10 protein-coding genes are annotated in these 25,302 nt (G+C 71.2%); 7 read left to right on the top strand and 3 right to left on the bottom strand.

Annotation, left to right across the window (positions count from 1 at the left end; all coding sequences use genetic code 11):
- Positions 1–135 precede the first annotated feature (135 nt).
- From ahpF to E7742_RS09480, 3 genes are all read right to left on the bottom strand, one after another.
- On the bottom strand, positions 136–1,725 hold the full coding sequence (gene ahpF / locus E7742_RS09490; protein WP_137798730.1) for an alkyl hydroperoxide reductase subunit F: 1,590 nt from the start codon (positions 1,723–1,725) through the stop codon (positions 136–138).
- A 181-nt stretch (positions 1,726–1,906) separates the two neighbouring features.
- Complete coding sequence (ahpC, locus tag E7742_RS09485; protein ID WP_137798729.1) at positions 1,907–2,470, bottom strand: alkyl hydroperoxide reductase subunit C; 564 nt, start codon at positions 2,468–2,470, stop codon at positions 1,907–1,909.
- Positions 2,471–2,613: 143 nt separating this feature from the next.
- Positions 2,614–3,489, bottom strand: coding sequence for a TIGR03619 family F420-dependent LLM class oxidoreductase (locus E7742_RS09480; protein ID WP_137798728.1), 876 nt, complete (start codon positions 3,487–3,489; stop codon positions 2,614–2,616).
- Positions 3,490–3,740: 251 nt separating this feature from the next.
- Here E7742_RS09480 and E7742_RS09475 point away from each other — a divergent pair, with 251 nt between their 5' ends.
- From E7742_RS09475 to E7742_RS09445, 7 genes are all read left to right on the top strand, one after another.
- A complete protein-coding gene (locus tag E7742_RS09475; protein WP_137798727.1) occupies positions 3,741–4,025 on the top strand; it encodes a hypothetical protein in 285 nt (94 codons plus the stop codon).
- A gap of 11 nt (positions 4,026–4,036) precedes the next feature.
- Positions 4,037–4,840 (top strand): hypothetical protein, encoded by an 804-nt coding sequence (locus tag E7742_RS09470; protein WP_254699217.1) that lies wholly within the window; start codon positions 4,037–4,039, stop codon positions 4,838–4,840.
- A gap of 46 nt (positions 4,841–4,886) precedes the next feature.
- On the top strand, positions 4,887–6,818 hold the full coding sequence (locus E7742_RS09465; RefSeq protein ID WP_137798725.1) for a fumarate reductase/succinate dehydrogenase flavoprotein subunit: 1,932 nt from the start codon (positions 4,887–4,889) through the stop codon (positions 6,816–6,818).
- Position 6,819: 1 nt separating this feature from the next.
- Positions 6,820–7,575, top strand: a complete 756-nt coding sequence (locus tag E7742_RS09460; protein WP_137798724.1) for a succinate dehydrogenase/fumarate reductase iron-sulfur subunit — start codon at positions 6,820–6,822, stop codon at positions 7,573–7,575.
- Between the two features lie 180 nt (positions 7,576–7,755).
- Positions 7,756–8,214, top strand: coding sequence for an Hsp20/alpha crystallin family protein (locus E7742_RS09455; protein ID WP_137798723.1), 459 nt, complete (start codon positions 7,756–7,758; stop codon positions 8,212–8,214).
- Positions 8,215–8,348: 134 nt separating this feature from the next.
- Positions 8,349–8,684, top strand: a complete 336-nt coding sequence (locus E7742_RS09450; RefSeq protein WP_137798722.1) for a hypothetical protein — start codon at positions 8,349–8,351, stop codon at positions 8,682–8,684.
- Between the two features lie 187 nt (positions 8,685–8,871).
- Positions 8,872–25,296, top strand: coding sequence for an amino acid adenylation domain-containing protein (locus E7742_RS09445; RefSeq protein WP_137798721.1), 16,425 nt, complete (start codon positions 8,872–8,874; stop codon positions 25,294–25,296).
- Positions 25,297–25,302: the final 6 nt, after the last annotated feature.

Here is a 25,302-nt window from a genome sequence, read left to right as displayed (position 1 = left end):
GGGTGGTTTCCCGAAGATGGGCGCAGGGCGTGGAGCAGTGGACGCGGCCGGTTCGGCGGTGACAGTCGCCGAACGCACGCGACCCCGGGTCCGACACCGATCGGTGTCGGACCCGGGGTCGGGTGGGAGGGTCTGCTAGCCGGTCACGGCCGCCGACTCGCTCTCCGGTGCGCTGGTGCGGATGAGGTGGTCGAACGCGGACAGTGCCGCGGTCGCGCCGGCACCGGCGGCGATGACGATCTGCTTGTACGGCACCGTGGTGCAGTCGCCCGCGGCGAACACGCCGGGCACGGACGTCTGACCGCGATCGTCGACGACGATCTCGCCGCGCGGCGACAGCTCGATGCTCCCCTTCAACCACTCGGTGTTGGGCAGCAGGCCGATCTGCACGAACACGCCCTCGAGTTCGAGCGTGCGGGACTCGTCGGTGGTGCGGTCCTTGTAGCTGAGGCCGGTCACCTTGCCGCCGTCGCCGATCACCTCGGTGGTGAGCGAGCTCAGCAGGATGTCGACGTTGGGCAGACTCCGCAGCTTGCGCTGGAGCACCTCGTCGGCGCGCAGCGCCGAATCGAACTCGATCAGCGTCACGTGCGCGACGATGCCGGCGAGGTCGATCGCGGCCTCGACACCCGAGTTGCCGCCACCGATCACGGCGACGCGCTTGCCCTTGAACAGCGGGCCGTCGCAGTGCGGGCAGTACGTGACGCCCTTGTTGCGGTACTCGGTCTCGCCGGGCACGTTCATCGAGCGCCAGCGCGCACCGGTCGACAGGACCACGGTACGGGCCAGCAGGGACGAGCCGCCCTCGAGCTCCACCTCGACCAGGCCGTTGTCGGTGGCGGCCGGGACCAGCTTGGCGGCCCGCTGGGTATTCATGATGTCGACGTCGTACTGTCGGACGTGGTCCTCGAGCGCGGCGCCGAACTTCGGTCCCTCGGTGTAGGGCACCGAGATGTAGTTCTCGATCGCCATCGTGTCGAGCACCTGACCGCCGAACCGCTCGGCGGCGATGCCGGTGCGAATGCCCTTGCGGGCGGCGTAGATCGACGCGGCGGCGCCGGCCGGGCCACCGCCGACGACGAGCACGTCGAACGGATCCTTCTCGGCGATCGCGGCGGCGGCACGGTCCGCCGCACCCACGTCGAGCTTGCGGACGATCTCCTCGAGGCTCATCCGGCCCGAGTCGAACAGCTCGCCGTTGAGGTAGACAGTGGGAACCGCCATGACCTGGCGACCGTCGACCTCGTCCTGGAACAGCGCGCCGTCGATCGCGACGTGGCTGATGTTGGCGTTCAGCACCGACATCAGGTTCAGTGCCTGCACCACGTCGGGGCAGTTCTGGCACGACAGGGAGAAGTAGGTCTCGAAGTGGAACGTGCCCTCGAGGTCGCGGACCTGCTCGAGCAGCTCGGGCGCTTCCTTCGACGGGTAGCCGCCGACCTGGAGCAGCGCGAGCGCGAGCGAGGTGAACTCGTGGCCCAGCGGGATGCCGGCGAAGCGGACCTCGATGTCGGTGCCGACGCGGCGGATGGCGAACGAAGGTCGACGCTCGTCGTCGTCGAGACGGTCGTAGGTGATCTTGTCCGACATCGCCGCGATCTCGGTGAGCAGTTCGGCGAGTTCGGCCGACTTGGGTCCGTCATCGAGGGAGGACACGAGCTCGATCGGCAGGGTCAGCCGCTCGAGAAGGGACTTCAGTTGGCCGGCGAGGGAAGCGTCGAGCATGCGGATCTACTCCATCCATGGGGAGGACTGTGATCTGGGGGTGGACCGGGGGACGGTGCGTCCGGAAGAGGAGTCGGGGCGCTGCTGACCGCGCCGCCGGAGGTGGGGCCGTGCCCAGCGGGGGCACGGGCCCGGACGGATCCGGGCCCGTGCCGCCGGTGTGGCTACGTCGGAGCCGAAATCAGATCTTGCCGACGAGATCCAGCGACGGAGCGAGGGTGTCCTCGCCCTCTTCCCACTTGGCCGGGCAGACCTCGCCCGGGTGCGAGCGGACGTACTGGGCGGCCTTGACCTTGCGGACCAGCTCGGCGGCGTTGCGGCCGATGCCCTCCGCGGTGACCTCGGTGAACTGGATGACGCCGTCCGGGTCGACCAGGAACGTGCCGCGGTCGGCCAGGCCCTGGTTCTCGCGGAGCACCTCGAAGTTGGTGCTGATCTCGAGGGTCGGGTCGCCGATCATCGCGTACTGGATCTTGCCGATCGTGTCGGAAGAGTCGTGCCACGCCTTGTGCGTGAAGTGCGTGTCGGTGGACACCGAGAAGACCTCGACGCCGAGACGCTGCAACTCCTCGTAGTGATCGGCAAGGTCACCGAGCTCCGTCGGGCAGACGAAGGTGAAGTCGGCCGGGTAGAAGAAGAAGATCGCCCACTTGCCCTTGACGTCCTCGTCGGACACATCGATGAACGCGCCGTTCTTGTACGCGGTCGCGGAGAAGGGCTTGATCTGCTTGTTGATCAGGGCCATTTGAACCTCTGTTCGGTCGAGTTGGATACCAGACGTCCTAGAGGTTATCCAAGATCCATAGATAGTTCCAATCTATGAGGTCTATTTCATACATACCCTTCACCTATCAATCGCGGCGCGGGCGACGGCGGCGTCGTCGCCCGTCAGGATGACCGGTCGATCACGGTCTCCGCGTAGTGCTCCAGCTTGGCGATCTTCTGCGCCAGCGGTTCGGTGTCGGGGGCGACCTCGTACGCATTGCGGAAGCCCACGATGACGTCGGTGACCCCCTTGTCCTCGAGGCGGGCGACCCCGTCGACCGTGAACCCGTCCGCGGACGCGACGTGGATCTCGAACGGGCTGTCCGCCTTGCCTTCTGCCGCGCGCAGCTTCTGCAGCTTCTCGAGCATCCGATCGAGCTCCTCGGGATCACCGCCGGCGTGCGTCCACCCGTCTCCGCGCACCACCGCGCGACGGAGCGCGGCCTCGCTGTGTCCGCCGATCAGGATCGGTATGGGCCGGCTCGGGACGGGATTCAGCTTGATGGACGGTACGTCGAAGATCTCGCCGTGGTACTCGAAGTAGCCGCCGCCGGTGAGGCCCCGGACGATGTCGATCGCCTCGTCCGTCCGCCGCCCGCGCCGCTCCCACGGCACTCCCAGGGCCTGGAAGTCGTCGGGCCACGGGCTCACTCCGACGCCCAGTCGCAGCCGGTTGCCGGTCAGGTAGGCCACCGAGGCGGCCTGCTTGGCCACCAGTACCGGAGGGCGCACGGGCAGCTTGAGCACGAAGGTGGTGAACCGCAGCGTGCTGGTCGCCATGCCCAGTGCCGTCGCCAGGATCATCGCCTCCACGAACGGCTTGTTCTCGAGGAACTCACGGCTGCCGTCGGGTGTGTACGGGTAGACGGAGTCGGACTCCTCCGGGTAGCAGATGCTGTCGGCGATGGTCATCGAGTCGAATCCGACCCGTTCGGCCGCCTGTGCGAGCGGCACGTAGAAGTCGGGGTCGGTCATCGACTCCGCATAGGTGAAACGCACGGTGTGGGCTCCTTCGGTGGATGAGGTTCGGCGTGAACACACATCCTGAAGTGGTGTAGATCACAAGTCAGCTCCCCTCCCGCTGCGTGGGAAGTCGGGGTGCCCCCGGATCTCGGGAACGGCGGCACGCCCGGTACTCCTCGAGTACTGTGAGTGGCGTCACAACGTGTAGGCAGATCGGGCAGCGGGCCGGGGCCCTCCCTCTGCACGATCCGTCCGACGAATCGACCGACATGTGTTCGGAGGTACGGATGACCACCACCGAAGTGATGGAGTTGCAGCGCACCATCGGGCAGCTGCGCCAGTGCGTAGGGTCACTGCGCAATGTCTACGGCGACGCCTCCGCGGTGCGTCGACTCGCCAACGACGTCGATCGTCTCGATATCGACGCCGGCGAGCTCAGCGAATCGCCCCCGCGACCCACCGCCCACGCCACGTCCGAGCGGGTGCAGGTGCCCGACACCCCGTACGACCGCGCACTGTGGCAGGGCGTGGACGACGAGGGGCTCGGCGGCAACCCGCACGAGCGCACGTGAGGACGCCGCGCGTGACCGAGATCGGCGCGCCGCCGCCGGCTCGGGCGTCCATCGCTGCCCGCACCCTGCGCACCGACCGGTGGTGGCTCGCACCCGCGCTCACGACGCTGGGGCTCGCGGCCTTCGTGGTGTACGCGACCATCCGTTCGTTCGTGCGCACCGCGTACTGGGTCGACGACTACCACTACCTCACGCCCTTCTACTCGCCGTGCATCAGCGCGTCGTGTGTGCCGGGTGCCAGTCACTTCGGCACCTGGGTGGGCGAGCTGCCGATGTGGATTCCGCTCGGATTCCTCGTGCTGCCGTTCCTGCTCGGCTTCCGGCTGACCTGCTACTACTACCGCAAGGCCTACTACCGGTCGATCTGGTTGGCGCCGCCGGCATGCGCCGTCGCCGAACCGCACTCGCGGTACACCGGCGAGACCCGACTGCCGCTGATCGTGCAGAACTCGCACCGGTACTTCTTCTACGTCGCGCTCGTGGTCTCGGTGGTCAACACGTACGACGCGGTGCGGGCGTACCAGGGGCCCGACGGCGGTTTCGGTCTCGGCCTCGGCAGCCTGATCATCACCGCGAACGTCATCCTGCTGTGGGCGTACACCCTGTCGTGCCATTCGTGCCGGCACGTGACGGGTGGACGCCTCAAACACTTCTCGGCACACCCGGTCCGCTACCGGCTCTGGACCTGGGTGAGTGCCCTCAACACCCGGCACATGCAGTTGGCGTGGACCACGCTGGGGACGCTGGTCGTCACCGACTTCTACATCATGCTCGTCGCGAGCGGCACCATCTCGGACCTGCGACTGATCAACTGAAACACCGATTTCCGCTTCACCGACGAGTCACCGACAGGGGGAGTGCATGGTGGACATCGAACGGCACAGCTACGACGTGGTCGTCATCGGCGCCGGAGGGGCCGGGCTGCGCGCGGTGATCGAGGCCCGCGAGCGGGGACTGTCGGTGGCGGTGGTGTGCAAGTCGCTGTTCGGCAAGGCGCACACCGTCATGGCCGAGGGGGGCTGTGCGGCCGCGATGGGCAACGCGAACTCGAAGGACAACTGGCAGGTCCACTTTCGCGACACGATGCGCGGGGGCAAGTTTCTCAACAACTGGCGGATGGCCGAACTGCACGCCCGCGAGGCGCCGGACCGGGTATGGGAGCTCGAGACCTACGGGGCGCTGTTCGACCGCACCGAGGACGGCCGCATCAGCCAGCGGAACTTCGGCGGGCACACCTACCCGCGGCTCGCGCACGTCGGCGACCGTACCGGGCTCGAACTGATCCGCACGATGCAGCAGAAGATCGTCTCACTCCAGCAGGAGGACTTCGCCGCGACCGGGGACTACGAGGCCCGCGTGCGGGTGTTCGCCGAGTGCACGGTGACCGACCTGCTCAAGGACGGGGACCGGATCGCGGGCGCCTTCGGTTACTGGCGGGAGTCGGGCCGTTTCGTGGTGTTCGAGGCGCCCGCCATCGTGATGGCGACCGGCGGCATCGGCAAGTCGTTCAAGGTGACGTCCAACTCGTGGGAGTACACCGGCGACGGCCACGCGCTCGCGCTCCGTGCCGGCGCGAATCTCATCAACATGGAGTTCGTCCAGTTCCACCCCACCGGGATGGTCTGGCCGCCCAGCGTCAACGGCATCCTCGTGACCGAGGGGGTGCGCGGGGACGGCGGGGTCCTCAAGAACTCCGAGGGGGAGCGGTTCATGTTCTCCTACATTCCCCCGGTCTTCAAAGGTCAGTATGCGGAGACCGCGGAGGAGGCCGACCGCTGGTACGAGGACCCGGACGCCAACCGGCGCACTCCGGACCTGCTGCCGCGCGACGAGGTCGCCCGAGCCATCAACTCCGAGGTCAAGGCCGGGCGGTCCACCCCGCACGGCGGGGTCTACCTCGACATCGCGTCCCGCATGCCAGCGGCCGAGATCGTCCGCCGGCTGCCGTCGATGCACCACCAGTTCAAGGAACTCGCCGACGTCGACATCACCAAGGAGCAGATGGAGGTCGGCCCCACGTGCCACTACGTGATGGGCGGAATCGAGGTCGACCCCGACACCGGTTCCTCCACGGTCGCAGGGCTCTTCGCGGCGGGGGAGTGCTCGGGCGGCATGCACGGTTCCAACCGGCTGGGCGGCAACTCGCTGTCCGACCTGCTGGTCTTCGGGCGCCGCGCGGGGCTCGGCGCGGCCGACTACGTGCAGTCGCTCGGGGCGCGCCCGGTCATTGCCGACGCCGACGTCACCGCCGCGGCGCGGGCGGCCGTCGCCCCGTTCGATCCTCCCGAGTCCGGTGCCGGGGAGAACCCCTACGCCCTCCACACGGAACTGCAGCAGACGATGAACGACCTGGTCGGCATCATCCGGAGCGAGCCGGAGGTGGAGCGGGCGATCGCCGCGCTCGACGACGTCAAGTCGCGGTTGCCCGGAGTGACGGTCGAAGGGCACCGGCAGTTCAATCCCGGTTGGCACCTCGCGCTCGACCTGCGCAACATGGTGCTGGTCAGCGAGTGCGTTGCACGGGCCGCCCTCATGCGCACCGAGAGCCGCGGCGGGCACACTCGCGACGACTACCCGGACATGGATCCGGAGTGGCGATCGACGCTTCTGGTGTGCAGCACGGTGTCGGGTGACCCGGTGCTGGACGAGCCCGGCGCGGTGCCCGACGTCATCGTCACCCGCGAGCAGCAACCCCCGATGCGAGCCGACCTGTTGGCGCTGTTCGACATCGACGAACTGGGCAAGTACTACACGGACGCCGAGATCGCCGGGCATCCGGGAAGGACGGCCTGACATGGGCTACGACGCGAGGTTCCGGGTGTGGCGCGGCGACGCGTCCGGCGGCGGCCTGCAGGACTACACCGTGGAGGTCAACGAGGGCGAGGTGGTGCTCGACATCATCCACCGCATCCAGGCCACGCGAGCGCCCGACCTGGCGGTGCGCTGGAACTGCAAGGCCGGTAAGTGCGGCTCGTGTTCGGCGGAGGTCAACGGTCGGCCCAAGCTGATGTGCATGACACGGATGTCGACCTTCGCCGAGGACGAGGTCGTCACGGTCACCCCGGTGCGCACGTTCCCGGTGATCCGGGACCTCGTCACCGATGTCTCGTTCAACTACGCCAAGGCACGTGAGATCCCGGCGTTCGCGCCCCCTGCGGGGCTGGGTCCGGGGGAGTACCGGATGAAGCAGGAGGACGTCGCGCGTTCGCAGGAGTTCCGCAAGTGCATCGAGTGCTTCCTGTGCCAGAACGTCTGCCACGTTATCCGCGACCACGAGGAGAACAAGGAGGCCTTCGCCGGGCCCCGCTACCTCATGCGCATCGCGGAACTCGAGATGCATCCACTCGACTCCGCGGATCGCCGTGACGCCGCGCAATCCGAGTTCGGGCTGGGACTGTGCAACATCACCAAGTGCTGCACGGACGTGTGCCCCGAGAACATCCACATCACCGACAACGCGTTGATCCCGATGAAGGAACGCGTCGCGGACCGGCGCTACGACCCGGTCGTGTGGCTGGGGAACAAGCTCTTCCGGCGCAAGGACCGCTGACTTTCCCTGGCGCCGAGCACGGCTGCGCGCCAGTCGGATTGGCGTGCGATCGCTGCGGGCGAACACGACACCGATGGGCTTGGCACTCGTCGCTCGGGAGTGCTAGATTTCACGGTGCACACGTTGTTCGGTTGCCCGTCGGGTGACGGGCACTGGAGATGCTCGGGAGGTGTTTCTGCTGTGCTTCGCTTCGATCCCTTCACCGATGTCGACGCACTCACTCGCAGCCTGATGTCCAATGCCGTGGGTACCTCGCGTGTCCCGCAGTTCATGCCCATGGATCTCTACCGCGTCGACGACCACTACGTGCTCCACGCCGATCTGCCCGGCGTCGATCCGGGCTCGGTGGACGTGGACGTCGAGAACGGCACGCTCACGCTGACCGCGCACCGCAGTGCGCCCTCGGAGGAGCACGTGCAGTGGCTCGCGTCCGAACGGTTCAGCGGGACGTACCGGCGGCAGTTGTCCCTCGGCGAGGGCGTGGACGCCGAAAATATCTCTGCCACATACGAGAACGGCGTCCTGACCGTGATGATCCCGGTCGCCGAGCGGGCCAAGCCGCGCAAGATCGAGGTCACGCGACTCGCGTCCGACGCCCCGCGCACCATCGAGGCCGGAAAGGGAGACACGTCGACCTGATCCGCGACGACACACCCCATGGTCCGGACGGGCGGGGTGGGCGTTCGTAGCCCGCCCCGCCCTTCCGGCGGTCCATCTTCTTCGCTCCTGCACTCCTCTCCGTCCGCCGATAGTTTGTTCGAGAAAGCATCGTGATGTCCGTCGTAACCGATCACCCGAATCCGGATCCCCGACCCCGCGCAGACACCGGCAGGCCCGACGCGGCCGCCGCTGCAACCGAGTGGCTGCGGCGGTCGGGCAGCGACGTGTCGATCGCGCTGGGCGCGCTGTCCGTCATCACCTTCTGGACGTTCGGGCTGGGAATCGTGCTGGGGCTCGGTGCGATCGGTGCGGGCGTCGTCGCGTCGCGGTCGGAGGCGGTCGAGGACAGTGAGCCCCGATCGCTCGAGACGTTGCTCGGCATTCTCAGCGGCGGTTTCGGTGTGCTGGCCGGCGCGGTCTTCCTGCTCGTCGCGGCGCCGCACTGGTGATGTAGACGAAATCGTCACTCGCTCGGCGGCGAAGGTCCGTCGTATCGTTGGGGCAATGACGAACAACGACGCAATTCCTGCCACGGCGGACGCCTCCGGCGCCCACGTGCAGAGGACCGACTCGGCCATCCCGGACTGAACCGGTGACGGCGGGCCGGGCGGCCCGCATGTCGCGCGTTCCGAACCGATGGAGCTGCCCCTCCGAGTCGACGCAGCGCCCGGAACCACGGACGCTGGTGCCGGCCTGCCGGAACTCGACGGCGCGGCCGGCGGGTACACGGACCCGATGCCGCTCACGCCGGCGCAGGCGGGGCAGTGGCTGGCCCAGCAGCTCGACCCGGCCGTGCCGATGTCGGTCGCGCAGTACGTCGACATCCGCGAGGACGGCGCCCGATTGCACGTCGCCGAGCTGTCGCGATCGGCGTCGCGGGCGGCGCGCGAGTTCGGGTCCGGCCTGATTCGTCTGGTACTGGTGGATTCTCGCCCGCACCAGATCCTCGATCCGCGACTGGACACCGAAACCCGACTCGTGGATCTGCGGGGTGAACCCGACCCGGAGGCCGCGGCGCACACGTGGATGCGGCGCGACATCACCGTCCCGCTCGACATGGTGCGCGATCGGCTGATGGAGTCGGCGCTGCTACGGATCGCCGACGACCGGTACCTCTGGTACACGCGGACCCATCACATCGCGCTCGACGGTGTCGGCGCCGCGGCGATGCTCTACCGGACGGCCGACCTGTACACCGCGGCGGTCGAGGGACGCCCGGCCCCACTCGGCGGCGCGGATCTCGACGCGGTCCACGCGGCGGACGCTGCGTACGCCGACTCGACGCGGCGCGGCACGGACCGCGAGTACTGGGTCGACCGGACGTCGGGTATGCCCGAAAGGTGCAGTCTCGCCGAACGGTCCGCGCCGGCCCACGCGCTGGGCCGGGACATCGGCGGCGTCGTCGACTCCGGCACGGCTGCGGCGCTGAGCGCAGCTCAGGACCGGTACGGCGTGAGTTCCGCAGTGCTGGTCGCGGCGGCGCTGGCCGCGTACACCTCCCGGCACACCGGCAGCGACGACATCGTGCTGAGCCTGCCCGTCTCCGCACGGACCACGGCGGTACTGCGACGGTCCGGCGGCACGCTGGCGAATGTGGTGCCGCTGCGGATTTCGGTCGGGACCTGCACGACGGTCGCCCAACTCGTCACCGCGGTGTCGGCCGCGCTCGCCGGGGCCCTGCGTCACCAGCGCTACCGGCACGAGGATCTGCGCCGCGACCGCGGCGACCACGGGGGCGGCCGGGGCTTCTCGGGGCCGCTGCTGAACCTGATGCTGTTCCCGGCAGAACTACGCCTGGGAGCGACCCGGAGCGCGCTCGAGGTGCTGTCGTCGGGCCCGGTCGAGGACCTGCTCGTCAACGTCTACCGGTACGGGCCCAGCGCGCCGCTCCGGCTCGACCTCAAGGCCAATCCCCGCCTGTACGACGCGGATACGCTCCGCACGCACCACGAACGGTTCCGTCGTCTGCTGCACGGACTGGCGACGGCCGCACCGGAGACGCCCGTCGGGGACCTCCCCGTCGTCGACGACCCCCGCGCGGCGCTGCGCTTCTCGCTGCGGAGCGGTGGCGGCGTCACCGTCGACGCGACCCTGCCCCGGCTGGTGGAGCGCGCCGCCGCCCGGGCGCCGGAGCGGGTCGCCGTCGTGTCGGGTCAGCGGCGACTCACGTACCGCGAACTGCAGGCGCGGTCCGGTCAGCTCGCGCGCCGTCTCGTCACGGCGGGCGCAGGCCCGGAGACCTCGGTGGGCGTGGTGCTGGCCCGGACCGAGGACCTGGTGGTGGCACTCCTGGCGGTCGTCACCGCCGGCGCCGGGTACGTGCCGGTGGACCCCACCGCCCCGGCGTCGCGGCGGAACTACGTGCTGACCGACGCCGGAGTGTCCTGCGTCGTGACGACCACCGACTTGGCCACCGAACTGCCGGCGGCGGTGCCGCGGCTCGTGCTCGACGACCCCGCGACGGTGCGGGCGCTCGCCGCGGAGTCCTCCGCTCCGGTGACCGACCGCGACCGGCGGGCGCCCCTGCGCACCGGACACCTCGCGTACACGATCTACACATCCGGATCGACCGGACGGCCGAAAGGCGTGCAGGTGAGCCATCGCAGCGTGACCGCGATGCTCGCGAATGCGGCGGTGGCGTTCGGGACCGGGCACGGATCGGTGTGGGCGCTGTTCCACTCGTTCGCGTTCGACTTCTCGGTCTGGGAGATCTGGGGCGCGCTCACCGCGGGCGGGACCCTGGTCGTCGTCGATCAGGACACCGTGCGGACCCCGGAGGCACTGGTCGAACTGCTGCGCCGCGAGCACGTGAACGTACTGGGCCAGACCCCGGCGGCCTTTCTCCAACTGGCCGACACCGAGTCGGCAGCCGGACGGTCGCTGCCCGACCTGCGGCGCCTGCTCGTCGGCGGCGACGACTACGACCAGAGCCGGTTGTTGCCGTGGCTCGATCGGCACGACGGCGGCGACGCCGAACTCCTGAGCGTCTACGGCATCACCGAGACCACCGTCTTCCTCACCGGGATCCGGATGAACGTCGAACGTGCCCGCGCGCCGGGCAATCTGGTGGGTGACGCCGTGCCGGGCCTGCGGCTGTACCTGCTGGACCGGCGACTGCGGCCCGTCCCGGTCGGGGTGGTCGGGGAGATCTACGCGGGCGGGTCCCAGCTGGCTCGCGGCTACGGCGGACGCGCCGGTCCGACCGCGGCCCGGTTCGTCGCGGACCCCTTCGCCCCCGACGGGGGCAGGCTCTACCGGTCGGGGGATCTCGCGCGGTGGGATCCCGACGGTCACCTGGTCTTCCTCGGTCGCAGCGACGCGCAGGTGCAGGTCCGCGGATTCCGTGTCGAGCCGGGGGAGATCGAGTCGGCGCTGCGCGAGTGCCCGGGCGTCGCCGACGCCGTGGTCGTGCCGCGCCGGGACGACGGCGGCCCGGTCCGGTTGGCGGCCTACGTGGTCCCGGACGCCGGGACGGTGCTCGATCCCCACCGTGTCCGCGAGCGTGTCGGCGGACGGTTGGCGCCGTACATGATGCCCGCCGCCGTCACGGTCGTCGCGCGCCTGCCGCTCACCGTCAACGGCAAGGTGGACCGGAAGGCGCTGCCGGAGCCGGACTTCGGCGCGGGCTCGGGGACGGGACGGCCCCCGTCGGGACCGGTCGAGGAAACTCTGGCGGCACTGTTCACCCAGGTGCTCGACGTCGAGTCCGTGGGCGCCGACGATTCGTTCTTCGCGCTCGGCGGCGACTCGATCATGGCGATCCAGTTCGTGTCGCGGGCCAGGGAGGCCGGACTGTCGCTCTCCCCCCGGGACGTGTTCGACCGGCTGTCGGTGGCCGGACTGGCCGCGGTCGCGACCTCGGCGGCCGCGCCCCCGGCCGTGCTCGAGGAGTTGCCGGGCGGCGGTGTCGGCCGGGTCGAGGGGACGCCGATCGTGCGGTGGCTCGTCGAACGCGGCGGACCGTATCGCCGGTTGTCGCAGTCGGTCTGCGTCGCGTTGCCGACCGGCATCACCGAGCCGGAGCTGCTGGGCGCGGTGCAGGCGGTGCTCGACCACCACGACATGCTCCGGGCGCGCTTCCACGCCGACGAGCCGGGATTCGTAGTGTCGCCGCCGGGCACGATCGCTGCGGCCGACGTGGTGCGCCGGAGCGGCGAGGACGCCCGGCGCGACCCGGCCGAGGCGCTCGCCGCGGCGCGCGAGGACGCCGCCGGCCGGCTCGATCCGTCGTCTGGCCGCATGCTGGAGGCGGTGTGGATCGACCGCGGACCGCATCGTCCCGGTCGGCTCCTGCTGGTGATCCATCATCTGGTGGTCGACGGGGTGTCGTGGCGAATCCTGTTGCCGCACCTGGCATCCGCGTGGCAGCAGGTCCACGAGGGCGCCGCGCCGCAACTGCCGCCCGTGGGCACCTCGATGCGGACGTGGGCGCACGCACTGACCGCGTGGGCGGGCGCGCCGGACCGGGCGCGCGAGGTGGCCTACTGGCGCAGCGCGGCGACCGAAAACGAACTCCCGCTCGGGCGCCGTCCCTTCGACCCGGCACGTGATGTCGCCGGGACGGTCGCCGCGACGGTCGTCGAACTGCCCGGGGACGTCACCGCGGCGCTGACCACCACCGTGCCGGCGACCGTGCACGGGGGCGTGGACGACGCCGTTGTCACCGCGTGGGCGTTGGCGCTGGCCGGCTGGCGGCGTCGGCGGGGGACGCCGCGCGCCACCTGCGTCGTGACGCTCGAGGGGCACGGGCGCGAGGAACAACTGATTCCCGGGGCCGATCTGTCCCGAACCGTCGGCTGGTTCACCACCACGCACCCCGCACGCCTGGACCTGACCGGCGTCGACCTCGACGTCGCGTTCGGTGGCGGCCCGGACGCGACCGAAGCCCTCAAACTCGTCAAGGAACAGTTGCGTGGCGCCCCGCACCACGGCATCGGGTACGGCGCGCTGCGCTACCTCGTCCGACCCGATCCGATCGGCGCACCGGACCGGACGGCGACGCCGGAGATCAGTATCAACAACCTCGGCCGGGTCACGATCGCGGGAGCACCGGACAGCGCCTGGCTACCGGTCGACGAGGGCGGCGACCTGGGGTCGACGATCGACCCCGCGATGCCGGCCGCCGCGACGCTCGACATCAACATGCTGACCGTCGACACCGGCCGCGGGTCGACGCTGCGGACGTCGCTCGCGTCTCCCACGGGACTGCTCGACCCGGAGGAGGTACGTGACCTCGCCGCGCTGTGGCGGTCCGCGTGCGAAGCGCTCGTGCACGCGGCCGGGGCGCCACGCGCCGGCGGCCTCACCCCGTCGGACGTGCCGCTCGTGCGCCTCGACCAGGACACGATCGAACGGCTCGAAGCCGCGTGCCCGGGGCTGACCGACGTGTGGCCGCTGTCGCCGTTGCAGGCCGGGCTGCTGTTCCAGACCGAAATCGCCGGGGACGACACCGACCCTTACCTCGTCCAACTGGTCCTCGACCTGCACGGGGCCGTCGACGACGACCGGATGCGGCGGACGGTCCAGGCGCTGCTGGACCGGCACGAGATCCTCCGGGCCGCGTTCACCACCGGGCCCGGCGGCGACCCGCTGCAACTGGTTCCCGGGCGCGTCGAACTGCCCTGGGCCGTGGCCGATGTCCGCGGGTCCGGGGACGTGGCGGGCATCCTCGCGCGGGACCGCTCGCGGCGGTTCGACATGACCACGCCCCCGTTGGTGCGCGCACTGCTGGTCCGCGTGGCCGACGACCGGTACCAGCTCGTCCTGACCTACCACCACATCCTGCTCGACGGCTGGTCGGTGCCGCTGCTGGTCCGGGAGTTGCTCGAGCTGTACGCCGCGCCCGACCACCGCCGGATCCCGGTATCGGCGTCGTTCCGGGACTATCTGGGCTGGCTGGACGCGACCGATCGGGAGGCGTCGACAGCCCGGTGGGTCGAGGCGCTCGCCGGCATCGACGAACCGACGCTCGTCGGCGCATTCGAGCGCGGGCGGCAGTTGCCGACGGTGCCCCGACCGGACCGACTGCTGCTGACGGAGGCCACCACCGCGCGGCTCGACGCGGTGGCCCGCGAGCTCGGGGTCACGCTCAGCACCGTCGTGCGGGTGGCCTGGGCGATCGTCCTGGCGGCGTGGACCCGACGCGATGACGTCGTCTTCGGGGCGATCGTGTCCGGTCGGCCTCCCGGGGTGGCCGGCATCGAGGACATGGTGGGCCTCTTCATCAACACCGTTCCCGTGCGGGTCACCCTGCATCCCGGGGAGACGCTGGCAGAACTGTTGCGCCGGTGCCACGCCGACCAGACCGCACTGCTCGGTCACGAACACGTGGGGCTGGCCGACATCGAACGCGCGACCGGAGCGGCCGCCCTGTTCGACACCATCACGGTGTTCGAGTCGTACCCGATCGACCGGGGCGGGCTCACCGCGGACACCGACATCGCCGGCATGCGCGTCGCCGACGTCACCGTCCACGACGCCACTCACTACCCGTTGGCGCTGGCCGCGTCCGTCGACACCAGACTGGAACTGCGGGTCGACTACGCCCCGGCCCTGTTCGACGCGCAGGAGATCGACGGCGTGGTGGACCGCATCGAACGAGTGCTGCTGGCCGTCGCCGCCGACCCCGACGTGCCGTTGGCCCGGCTGCGGCTGCTCTCGGCCACCGACTACGCACGGCTGGCGCCCGTGCGCGGTGGGCCGGGACGCCGGCATCGCACGCTCCCCGACATCCTCGTCGACGCCGCCCGCCTCGACCCCGACGCGCCGGCGCTCTCGTGTGGCGACGACGCGATGAGCTACCGCGCGCTCGACGCGCGTTCCACCCGCACCGCGCGTCTGCTGATCGATGCCGGTCTCGGACCGGAAACCGTTGTCGCGGTAGCCATGACGCGGTCGATCGAGTTCGTGGAAGCGGTGTGGGCGGTCGCGAAGACCGGTGCTGCCTTCGTCCCGGTCGATCCCACCTACCCGCGCGAGCGCATCGAGCACATGCTCACCGATTCCGGTGCCCGGGTGGGACTGACCGTGTCGAGCCGGCGAGATGCGTTGGGCGACGGCATCTCCTGGCACGTCGTCGACTCGGAGGCACACCGCGCCGCGGTCGGTCGCCGGTCCGACGCCCCGATCGACGACGTCGACCGCGTCGCGCCGCTCCGCACCGACAACCCCGCGTACCTGATCTACACGTCGGGATCGACCGGGACCCCCAAAGGGGTGGCGCTCACGCACCGCGGACTGGCGAACCTCGTCGCGGAAGAGCGCGAGCAGCTCGCGGTGACCGAGGAGTCGAAGGTCTCGCAGTTCACGTCGCCGAGTTTCGACGCGTCGGTGTTCGAACTGCTGATGGCCTTCGGGTCGGGCGCCCACCTGGTGATCGCGCCGCCCGACGTCGTGGGCGGTGAAGATCTGGCGCGCAGCCTCGCCGAGGGCGGCCAGACGCACGCCTTCTTCACCCCGAGCGTGCTGGGATCCATGCGACCGGACGGTCTCGGCACCCTGCACGCGCTCGCGGTCGCGGGTGAGCCGTGCCCGCCCGAGCTGGTCGGGCGCTGGGCGCCCGGGCGGCGCATGTTCAACGCGTACGGACCCACCGAGGCGTCCATCCTGTCGAACATCGCCGGACCGCTCGACCCCGACGAGCCCGTCACGATCGGTGCGCCGGCCCTCGGCTTCGTCGAACTGGTCCTCGATGCGCGCCTGCAACCGGTCCCGGTCGGCACGCCGGGGGAGTTGTACCTCGGCGGCCCGGGGGTGGCCCGGGGCTATCACCGCCGGCCCGGGCTGACCGCCGAGCGGTTCGTGGCCAGTCCGTTCGTGGTGGAGTCCGCGCAGCCCGGGGACGGCGACGACGGCACCCGGCCGGGAGACCGGCTCTACCGCACCGGTGACGTCGTGCGGTGGCGCGACGATTTGACCCTCGAGTACCTGGGCCGCAGCGACTTCCAGGTCAAGATTCGGGGGTTCCGCGTCGAGCTCGGCGAGATCGACGCCGCGCTCACCGATCATCCCGGTGTGGAGTTCGCCGCAACGCTGGGCAGAACGGCGCCGTCGGGGGAGACGGTCCTCGTCTCCTACGTCAGGTCGGGTGACGATCCGGCGGTCGACCCCGGCGAGCTGCGCAACCACCTCGGCCGCCGGCTGCCACCGCACATGGTGCCCGCGCTGATCGTGCCGATCGACGACGTTCCCCTCACGCGGTCGGGCAAGGTGGACCGCAAGGCGCTGCCGGCACCGGACTTCCCCGCGGCCGTCGACGCCACCGGCGCGGTGGCGTTCACTCCGCTCGAGGAGATCGTCGCCGAGCACCTGTGCGCGGTCCTCGGCCTGGACCGGATCGGCCCCGACGACAGCTTCTTCGATCTGGGCGGCAACTCGCTCACAGCGACGCGGGTCACGCGGCGGCTCGACGCCGCGTTGGGCGCCGACCTGGACGTGCGGGCACTGTTCGAAGCGCCGACGGTGCGCGGGCTGGCCCGTCGGGTCCGGGCGACCGGCACCGGCGGCGCGCAGCGGCCGGCGCTGCGCCCGTACGACCGGCCGGACGTCCTGCCACTGTCGTCGGCGCAGCTGCGCATGTGGTCGATCAACCAGCTCGACACCGCCTCTCCCGCCTACAACATCGTGATGGCCGTGCGGCTGCGGGGAGCGCTCGACGAGGACGCGCTGGCTGCCGCGGTCGGTGACGTGATGCGGCGACACTCGACGCTGCGCACCCGGTATCCCCTCGTCGACGGGACCCCCGCCCAGGTCGTCGTCGACCCGGACGAGGCACCGCGCGTGGACCGAATGTCGGTGGGGGCCGCGGACCTGCCCACCCACCTGTCCAGCGCGGCGTCCACGGGTTTCGACGTGAGCAGCCAGGTGCCGGTGCGGGCCCAGCTGGCGCGGCTCGCACCCGCCGACCACGTCCTCGTGGTCGTCGCACACCACATCGCCGCGGACGGCTTCTCGATGACCACCCTCGCCCGAGATGTCATGCGCGCGTACCAATCCCGCCGTCGCGGCCAGGCGCCGGACTGGGCACCGCCGCCACTGGACTACGTCGACTTCGCGCTGTGGCAGCGCGATCTGCTCGGCGATCCCGGCGACCCGGGTTCGCTGTACAGTCGACAGCTCGCGCAATGGCGGTCCACGCTGGCGGGAATGCCGGAGGTGGTGCCGCTGCCGACCGACCGGCCGCGGCCGGCCCGCCAGTCGCTGCGGGGAGCCACCGTGGGGTTCACCGTCGACGCCGGGACCCATCGTCGGCTCGCCGACCTCGCCCGGCATGCGAACGCCACGATGTTCATGGTCGCCCACACCGCGCTGGCCGTGCTGGTCGCCCGCCTCTCGGACACCGACGACATCGTGATCGGTACGCCCGTGTCCGGTCGCGGCGAGGCCGGCCTCGACGAGATCGTCGGCATGTTCGTGGGCATGTTGGTGCTGCGCACCCCGATCGACACGGGCGCGAGTTTCGACGACCTCCTCGCGGTGACGCGCGCTGCCGATCTCACGGCCTTCGCCCGGACCGATCTGCCGTTCGAGCGGTTGGTCGACGAACTCGCCCCCGAGCGGTCGACCGCGTACGCCCCGTTGTTCCAGGTGCTGGTCGAGTACCGGACCGACATGACCGGGTATCTGCGCCTGCCGGGGCTCGAGGTCGAACCGGTCGACTGTGATCCCGGCATCGCCAAGTTCGATCTGCAGTTGAGCGTGTCCGAGTCCTTCGACCCCGACGGTGCCCCGGGCGGAATGCGATTCGACCTCACCTACGCGACCGACCTCTGGAACCCCGCGACTGCGGAGGGGTTCGCCGAACGCCTGCACCGCATCCTCGACGCGGCCGCCGCCGACCGACGCCGCCCGGTGGGTGAGATCGGGCTGCTCACCGCCGCGGAACTGGTGGCCGCCGAGCCCGGCGCCGTGGTCCCGGTGCGGGGGGACACCCTGGCCGACCTGTTCACCCGCGCCGCGGCCGACCACCCGGACAGGGTGGCACTCGTCGACGGGGAGTCCCGTCGGACGTACTCCGAGCTGGCCGCCGACGCGAACCGCCTGGCCCGACTGCTCGTCGCCCGCGGAGCCGGCCCGGACACGGCGGTCGCCGTAGCCGTGCCGCGCTCGTCCGCCGCGGTCGTCGCGGTGGTGGCGACCGTCCTCGCCGGCGCGGCCTACCTTCCGATCGACGTGGGCGCGCCGCGGGAGCGCATCGCGTTCGTGGTCGGCGAGGCGGCACCGACGTGCGTCGTGACCACGTTGGGCGCGGTCGACACGCTCGGCGATCTCCCGGCTCAGGTGGTGGTGCTGGACTCGCCGACGGTGCGCGCGGAACTCGCCGCGCAGGCGGCGGGGACGATCACGAACGGGGACCGCACCGCGCCGCTGCACCCCGACAACGCCGCCTACATCGTCTACACGTCGGGGTCCACCGGCCGGCCCAAGGGCGTGGAGGTCTCCCATCGTGCGGCGCTGGGACTGCTCGCGGGTGCCTACAGCGAGTTCGACCTCCGGGCGAGCGACACGTGGACGCAGTTCCACTCGCTGGCCTTCGACGTCTCGGTGTGGGAGACGTGGGGTCCACTGTCGGTGGGTGCCACCACGGTGATCGTCGCGCCCGAGATCGTCCGGTCGCCCGGCGACTTCGTCGCCCTCCTGCAGCGCGAGTCGGTCACCGTGCTGAACCAGACGCCGGCGTCCTTCTACCAGCTCGTCGAGCACGGGGCGGACGTCGAGCTGCCGCTGCGCTACGTGTTCGTCGGCGGCGAGGAACTCGCCGTCGAGCAGGTCCGGAAGTGGTACGCGCGACGGCCGCGTCACACCGACGTGGTGGCCGAGATGTACGGCATCACCGAGGCCACGGTGATCGACACGACGGCGGTGCTCGCGCCCGACGCGTCGACGTCCACGCCGCCGGGCGCGATCGGCCGACCCCTGCCGGGGCTCCGCGTCGACGTCCTCGACCGACGCCTGCAGCCGGTGCCGGCCGGCGTCCGCGGCGAGATCTACGTGTCCGGCGACGCCGTCGCCCGCGGCTATGTCCACCGGCCCGGTCTCACCGCGGGCCGGTTCGTCGCGGCGCCGGGCCGCGCCGGGCGGCGGATGTACCGGACCGGGGACCTGGGGCGCCGCGGACCCGACGGGCGCCTGGAATTCTTGGGGCGCAGCGACTTCCAGGTGCAGGTTCGTGGGTTCCGGATCGAACTCGGCGAGATCGAGTCGGCGATGCTCCGCTGCGGCGGTGTCGCGCGGGCGGTGGTGGTGTCCCGGCGCGACGAAGGCGGCGCGGACGATCGGCTGGTCGGCTACGTCGTCCCGGCGCCCGGCCGCACCCCGGACCCGCTGCAGGTGCGTGAGGACCTCGCACGGACACTGCCCCCGTACATGGTGCCGGCGGCGGTGGTGGTGCTGGACGCGCTGCCGCTCACGTCGAACGGAAAGGTCGATCGCCGGGCGTTGCCCGAACCCGATTTCGCGGCGTTCGCCGGGCACGGGCGGCCGCCGGCCGGGCCGGTGGAGCAACGACTGGCGGTGCTGTTCGCACAGACACTCGGCGTGCCCGCCGTCGCGGCCGACGATTCGTTCTTCGCGCTCGGCGGGGATTCGATCACCGTCATCCAACTCGTCTCCCGGGCCCGGGCAGCAGGACTCCTGTTCGCCCCGCAGGACGTGTTCGAGCGCCCGACCGTCGAACGGCTGGCGACCGTGGCCGGGGAAGCCGCCGCCGCGGACCGGGTACCCGGACTTCCGGAGGTCGCGGGCGGCGGAATCGGTGTCGTGGAGCCGACACCGGTGCTGCGGTGGCTCGCGGGCCGCCGGGGTGGGTGGGAGCACTTCTCGCAGTCGGTCGCCGTCCGCGTCCCCGCCGACCTGACCGGGGCGCAGCTGCGGATGGCCCTGCAGGCGCTACTCGATCGGCACGACATGCTGCGATCCGTGCGTGTCGGCGACGGCCCCGATCTCCGCCTCGCGGTGGCCGAGCCCGGATCGGTCGACGCCGGCGACTGCCTGCGGCGCGTCGACTGTTCCCACGTGCGCGGCGAGGGTGACATCGACACGGGTGACATCGACACGGTGGCGTCGCGGGCGCGTTCCGCGGCGGTCTCCCGCCTCGATCCGGCCGCCGGCGTGATGGTGCAGGCCGTGTGGTGCGACGCGGGAGGCGAGCGGCCCGGTCGTCTCGCCGTGGCGATCCACCACTTCGCGGTCGACGGTGTGTCGTGGCGCATCCTCCTCGGCGACCTGGTCACCGCGTGCCGGCAGGCGTCCGTCGGCACGACCCCGGAGCTCCCGCGGGTGGGGACGTCGATGCGGACCTGGGCCCACGAGCTGCGCCGGATCGCCGGGGACGCGCGCACGGTGGCCCAATTGCGCTGGTGGCGTGAGGCTTTGCTGCCCGCCGACCCGCTCCTCGGGGTGCGCCGGTTCGACCCCGACCGTGACGTCACCGCGTCGCAGGTCACCATACGTATCGACGCCCACGTCACCCACCGGTTGCTGGACCGGCTCCCGCAGCTGTACCGGGCGACACCGGCGGACGCGGTGCTCTGTGCCACGGCGATGGCGATCGCCCGATGGCGCCGGTGGGCCGGGGGCCTACCGAGCGTCGTGGTCTCGGCGGAGGGACACGGTCGGGAGGAACGAATCCTGCCCGGTGCGGACCTCTCCCGCACCGTCGGCTGGTTCACCACCACCTTCCCGCTCCGTCTGGACCTGACCGGTGTCGACATCGACGACGCCTACGCGGCGGGGCGGGCCGCCGGCACCGCGCTCGCGGCGGTCAAGGAGCAGTGGCGGGCGGTGCCGGACCACGGCATCGGGTACGGGCTGTTGCGCTACCTCAACGCCGAGACCGAGTCGGCGTTCGACGACCTCGCGGAGCCGCAGGTGTCGGTCAACTATCTCGGTCGGCTGGCCGGCGACGGCCCGGCCGGGTGGTCCCTCGCCGCCGACGCGACGGTGGACGTCGCAGGTCAGGGGCCGGTCCCGAGCCCGCTCGCCCTCGACGCCCATGTCGCGACTTCCGCTGACGGCGAGCAACTGTCCGCGACGGTGCGGTACGCCCCGGACGTCCTGGACGCCGACGCGGTCGACGAGTTCGCGCAACTGTGGCGCGCCGCGGTGCACGCGTTGGCGGAGTACGCAGACCGCCCGGACAGCGGGGGACTGACGCCGTCCGACCTCGGGCTCGTGACCGCGACACAGAAGGAGATAGATCGTTGGGAGAGTGCGCATCCCGGCGCCTGTGACGTGTGGCCGCCCGCACCGCTGCAGGAGGGTCTGCTCTTCCACGCGTTGCTCGCCGGGCAGGACGTCGACGCGTACCACGTGCAAGTGGTGCTCGACCTCGAGGGCGACCTCGACCGCGATCGCCTGGCCGCCGCCGCCCAGGCCCTGATGGACCGGCACGCGAGCCTGCGGACCGCGTTCGACAACCGGGACGACGGCACCGTCGTGCAGGTGGTCCTCGGCCACGTCGACGCCGACTGGTCGGTCGCCGAGGCCCGCGACGGCGAGGACCGGATCCTCATCGACCGGGAACAGCACCGCAACTTCGACATGCGTAGCGCTCCGCTGATCCGGTTCCTGCTCCTCGACGTGGGATCGGGGCGGCATCGTCTCGTCGTCACCAACCACCACATCGTCCTGGACGGGTGGTCGATGCCGCTGCTCGTGACCGATCTGTTCGAGCTGTACGTCTCCGGTGGTCGCCCGTCGGACCGGCCCGCCCCGCAGTTCCGGGACTACCTGGCCTGGCTCGCCGCGCGCGATACCGCGGCCGCCGAACGGGCGTGGGTGACCGCGCTGTCCGGGCTGCCCGGGCCCACACTGGCGGTGCCGCACGCCGCCGGCCGACGACTGTCGGCGACCGCGGCCGAGCCGGTTCCGGTCCCGGACGCGGTGGTGGACGCGCTGGCCCGCACCGTCGAGAACGCCGGCGTCACGGTGAACACGGCGTTGCAGGCCGCGTGGGGGATCCTGCTGGGACAGATGACCGCGAGCGCCGACGTCGTGTTCGGCACCACGGTCTCCGGACGGCCGCCGGTCGTCGACGGCGTGGAAGCGATGGTGGGGCTGTTCATCAACACCATCCCGGTGCGGGTGCGTCTCGATCCGCGCGAGCCGGCGGCGCAGCTGCTGCTCCGTCTGCACGCCGCGCGTGCCGCGCTCATGGCGCACGAACACCTGGGGCTCCCCGCGATCCAGGAAGCGGTCGGCTTCGGCGGCCTCTTCGACACCGCGATGGTGCTCGAGTCGTACCCGCAGGACGTGACCGCGGTGAGCCGACTGGCGGAGCGGACCGGGGTCCGCGTCACCGGTGTCGAGGGCCAGGATTCCACCCACTACCCGCTCTCGCTCATGGCGTTCGACGACGGGCGGCTGCGGCTGCGGTTGCGCTACGCGCCCGAGGCCGTTTCCCCGGAGACCGCGGCCGACCTCGCGGACCGGCTCGTCCGGATCGTCGAGGCGATCGCCCGGCGACCCGATGTTCCGGTGGGCCGCGTCGACGTCCTCGGCGGCGCACGGCGCGCCGAACCGGTCGCGGTCGCGACCGCGGAGGCCACCGCGCCGCGCCCGTGGACCGACATCCTGAGCGCCGGTGCGGCCCTCGATCCGGACGCGGTCGCGCTCCGGTGGCGTGGCACCGACACGACCTACCGGGAGTTCGACGAGCGGTCGACCCGGCTGGCGCGACAACTGCTCGACCGGGGCGTCGGCCCGGAGGACTTCGTTCCGGTCGCGGTACCGCGCTCGGCGGACTCGGTCACCGCCACCTGGGCCGTCGCGAAGACGGGGGCGGCGCCGGTGCCGATCGACCCGAAGCTGCCGGACGCCCGGGTGCGCTACATGCTCGACGACTGTGCCGCCGTCGTGGGCCTCGCGGCGTCCCGCGACCACGGGCTGCCCGACGGCCTGGACTGGCTCGCGCTCGACGAAGTGGACCTCGACCGCGGCGCCTCGGCGCCGATCCGCGACGACGAGCGGACGCACCCGATCCGGCCCACCGATCCCGCCTACCTGATCTACACGTCGGGGTCCACCGGAGCGCCCAAGGGCGTCGTGGTCACCCACACCGGCCTGCCGTACCTCGCGGCCGCACAGATTGCTCATCAGAACGTCAGCCCGAAGTCCCGTGTCCTGCATGTGTGTTCGCCGAGCTTCGACGTCTCGATCCTCGAGTTGACGCTCGCGCTGGCCGCGGGCGCGACCCTGGTGATCGCTCCGCCCGACGTCTACGCCGGTCCGGAACTGGAACGCTGCGCGCGAGACGAGCACATCACCCACCTGCTCGTCACTCCGGCGGTGTGCGGCACGCTCGACCCGGCCGCGCTGCCGGACCTCGAGGTCGCGGAAATCGGCGGCGAACTCTTCGGCGCCGAGCTGGTCGACGCGTGGGCACACCGTACCCGCCTGCTCAACGCGTACGGCCCGACCGAGTGCACGGTGTGCGTCACCACCAGCGAGACCCTCGAGACGGGCCGCCCCATCACTCTGGGCGGCCCGGTGCCGCGGTCGGCTGTGGGCGCGGTCGTCGTCGACGGGTGGCTGCGGCCGGTACCCGAGGGCGGGGAGGGGGAGCTGTATCTCTTCGGTCCGTGCCTGGCCCGCGGCTACCGGGGCCAGCCGGCGCTGACGTCGGGGCGTTTCGTCGCGAACCCGTTCGGGCCCCCTGGATCCCGGCTGTACCGCACCGGCGACCTGGTTCGGCGCGCGGGCCCGCACGGCGTCCAGTACGTGGGGCGCACCGACTTCCAGATCAAGATCCGTGGACTGCGTATCGAGGTCGGTGACGTCGACGCGGCGCTCACCGCACACCCCGATGTCGAATTCGCGGCGTCGCTCGGACACCGGGCGCCCAACGGCGAGACGGTGCTGGTGTCGTACGTGCGGCTGGGCGCCGGCGGGGTGGCCGATGCCGCTGCGCTGCGGAAGTTCGCGGCGACGTCGCTGCCGGCCTACATGGTGCCGTCCGCGATCACGATCCTCGACGACGTTCCGATGAACGCCAACGGCAAGCTCGACCGCCGCGCGCTGCCGGAACCGGTGTTCGCGACCGTCGACTATCGGCCGCCGGCGAACCACACCCAGCAGGTACTCGTCGACGTCTTCGCCGACGTCCTGGGTGCCGAGCGGGTGGGGGTCGACGACAGCTTCTTCGAACTCGGCGGCAACTCGCTCAGTGCGGTCCGGGTGGTCGCCGAGGTCCAGTCGCGACTGGGCACGGCGCTGCCGATGCAGTGGGTCGTCAGCGCGGCCACGCCGGCGGCGATCGCGGCCCGGCTCGACGGCGCCGAGGCGCCCGCCCCCGACGACGAGCTCGTCCGCATGCGCGGAGGAGACGGCACGGAACCGTTGGTGTGCGTCCATCCCGCCATCGGGTTGACCTGGTGCTACACCGGCCTGCTGCCGTACCTCGGTGCGGGGCGGCCCGTCTACGGCATCCAGTCGCCGGGGATCGGCGACAAGACGTACGCGCCGGCCACGATGGAAGAGCTGGCCCGCCGGTACGTGGACCGCATCCGGCAGGTGCAGCCACACGGTCCCTACCATCTGCTCGGCTACTCGGTGGGCGGCGCCATCGCCCATGCGATGGCGGTCCGCCTGCGGTTCCTCGGCGAAGGGGTGCGCACCCTGGTCATGCTCGACACCCGGACCGCCGACTCGGCACCGGACACGGCGCCCGCTCCGACTCTCGGGATGTTGTTCGCGGAGTTCGCCGGGGTCGACGGCGCGGCCGACGACGGCGAGATGACTGCGGAGCGCGCCGCGCAGTTGTTGCGCGACGACGGCGGGCCGTACGCGGCGCTCACCGCGGACGACGTACGCCGCCTCTACGACGACTACCTGCACACCATCCAGCTCGGCCGAACGTACCGGCCGGAGCAGTTCGACGGCGACGTCGAGTACGTGGCCGCCGCGGACGACGAGCAGGCGCCGCGCGAAAACCCGTGGACCGCCCACGTGTCCGGCCGCGTGCGGATTCATCCGGTGCCGTGGACGCACAACCGGCTCACGACGCCGGACGCGCTCGCCGTCGTCGGCCCGCTCGTCGGGACGTGGCTGGACGGCCGGCGGTGACGCGGC

It is taken from the genome of Rhodococcus sp. SGAir0479 (assembly GCF_005484805.1).
Classification (GTDB): domain Bacteria; phylum Actinomycetota; class Actinomycetes; order Mycobacteriales; family Mycobacteriaceae; genus Prescottella.
Note: the sequence above shows the minus strand (reverse complement) of the source record. Positions and strands in the feature narration are given on the sequence as shown.

Coding starts and splice junctions, on each gene's coding strand:
- ahpF (WP_137798730.1), bottom strand. CDS start 1,725: ATGCTCGACGCTTCCCTCGCCGGCCAACTGAAGTCCCTTCTCGAGCGG.
- ahpC (WP_137798729.1), bottom strand. CDS start 2,470: ATGGCCCTGATCAACAAGCAGATCAAGCCCTTCTCCGCGACCGCGTAC.
- E7742_RS09475 (WP_137798727.1), top strand. CDS start 3,741: ATGACCACCACCGAAGTGATGGAGTTGCAGCGCACCATCGGGCAGCTG.
- E7742_RS09465 (WP_137798725.1), top strand. CDS start 4,887: ATGGTGGACATCGAACGGCACAGCTACGACGTGGTCGTCATCGGCGCC.
- E7742_RS09460 (WP_137798724.1), top strand. CDS start 6,820: ATGGGCTACGACGCGAGGTTCCGGGTGTGGCGCGGCGACGCGTCCGGC.
- E7742_RS09450 (WP_137798722.1), top strand. CDS start 8,349: ATGTCCGTCGTAACCGATCACCCGAATCCGGATCCCCGACCCCGCGCA.
- E7742_RS09445 (WP_137798721.1), top strand. CDS start 8,872: ATGGAGCTGCCCCTCCGAGTCGACGCAGCGCCCGGAACCACGGACGCT.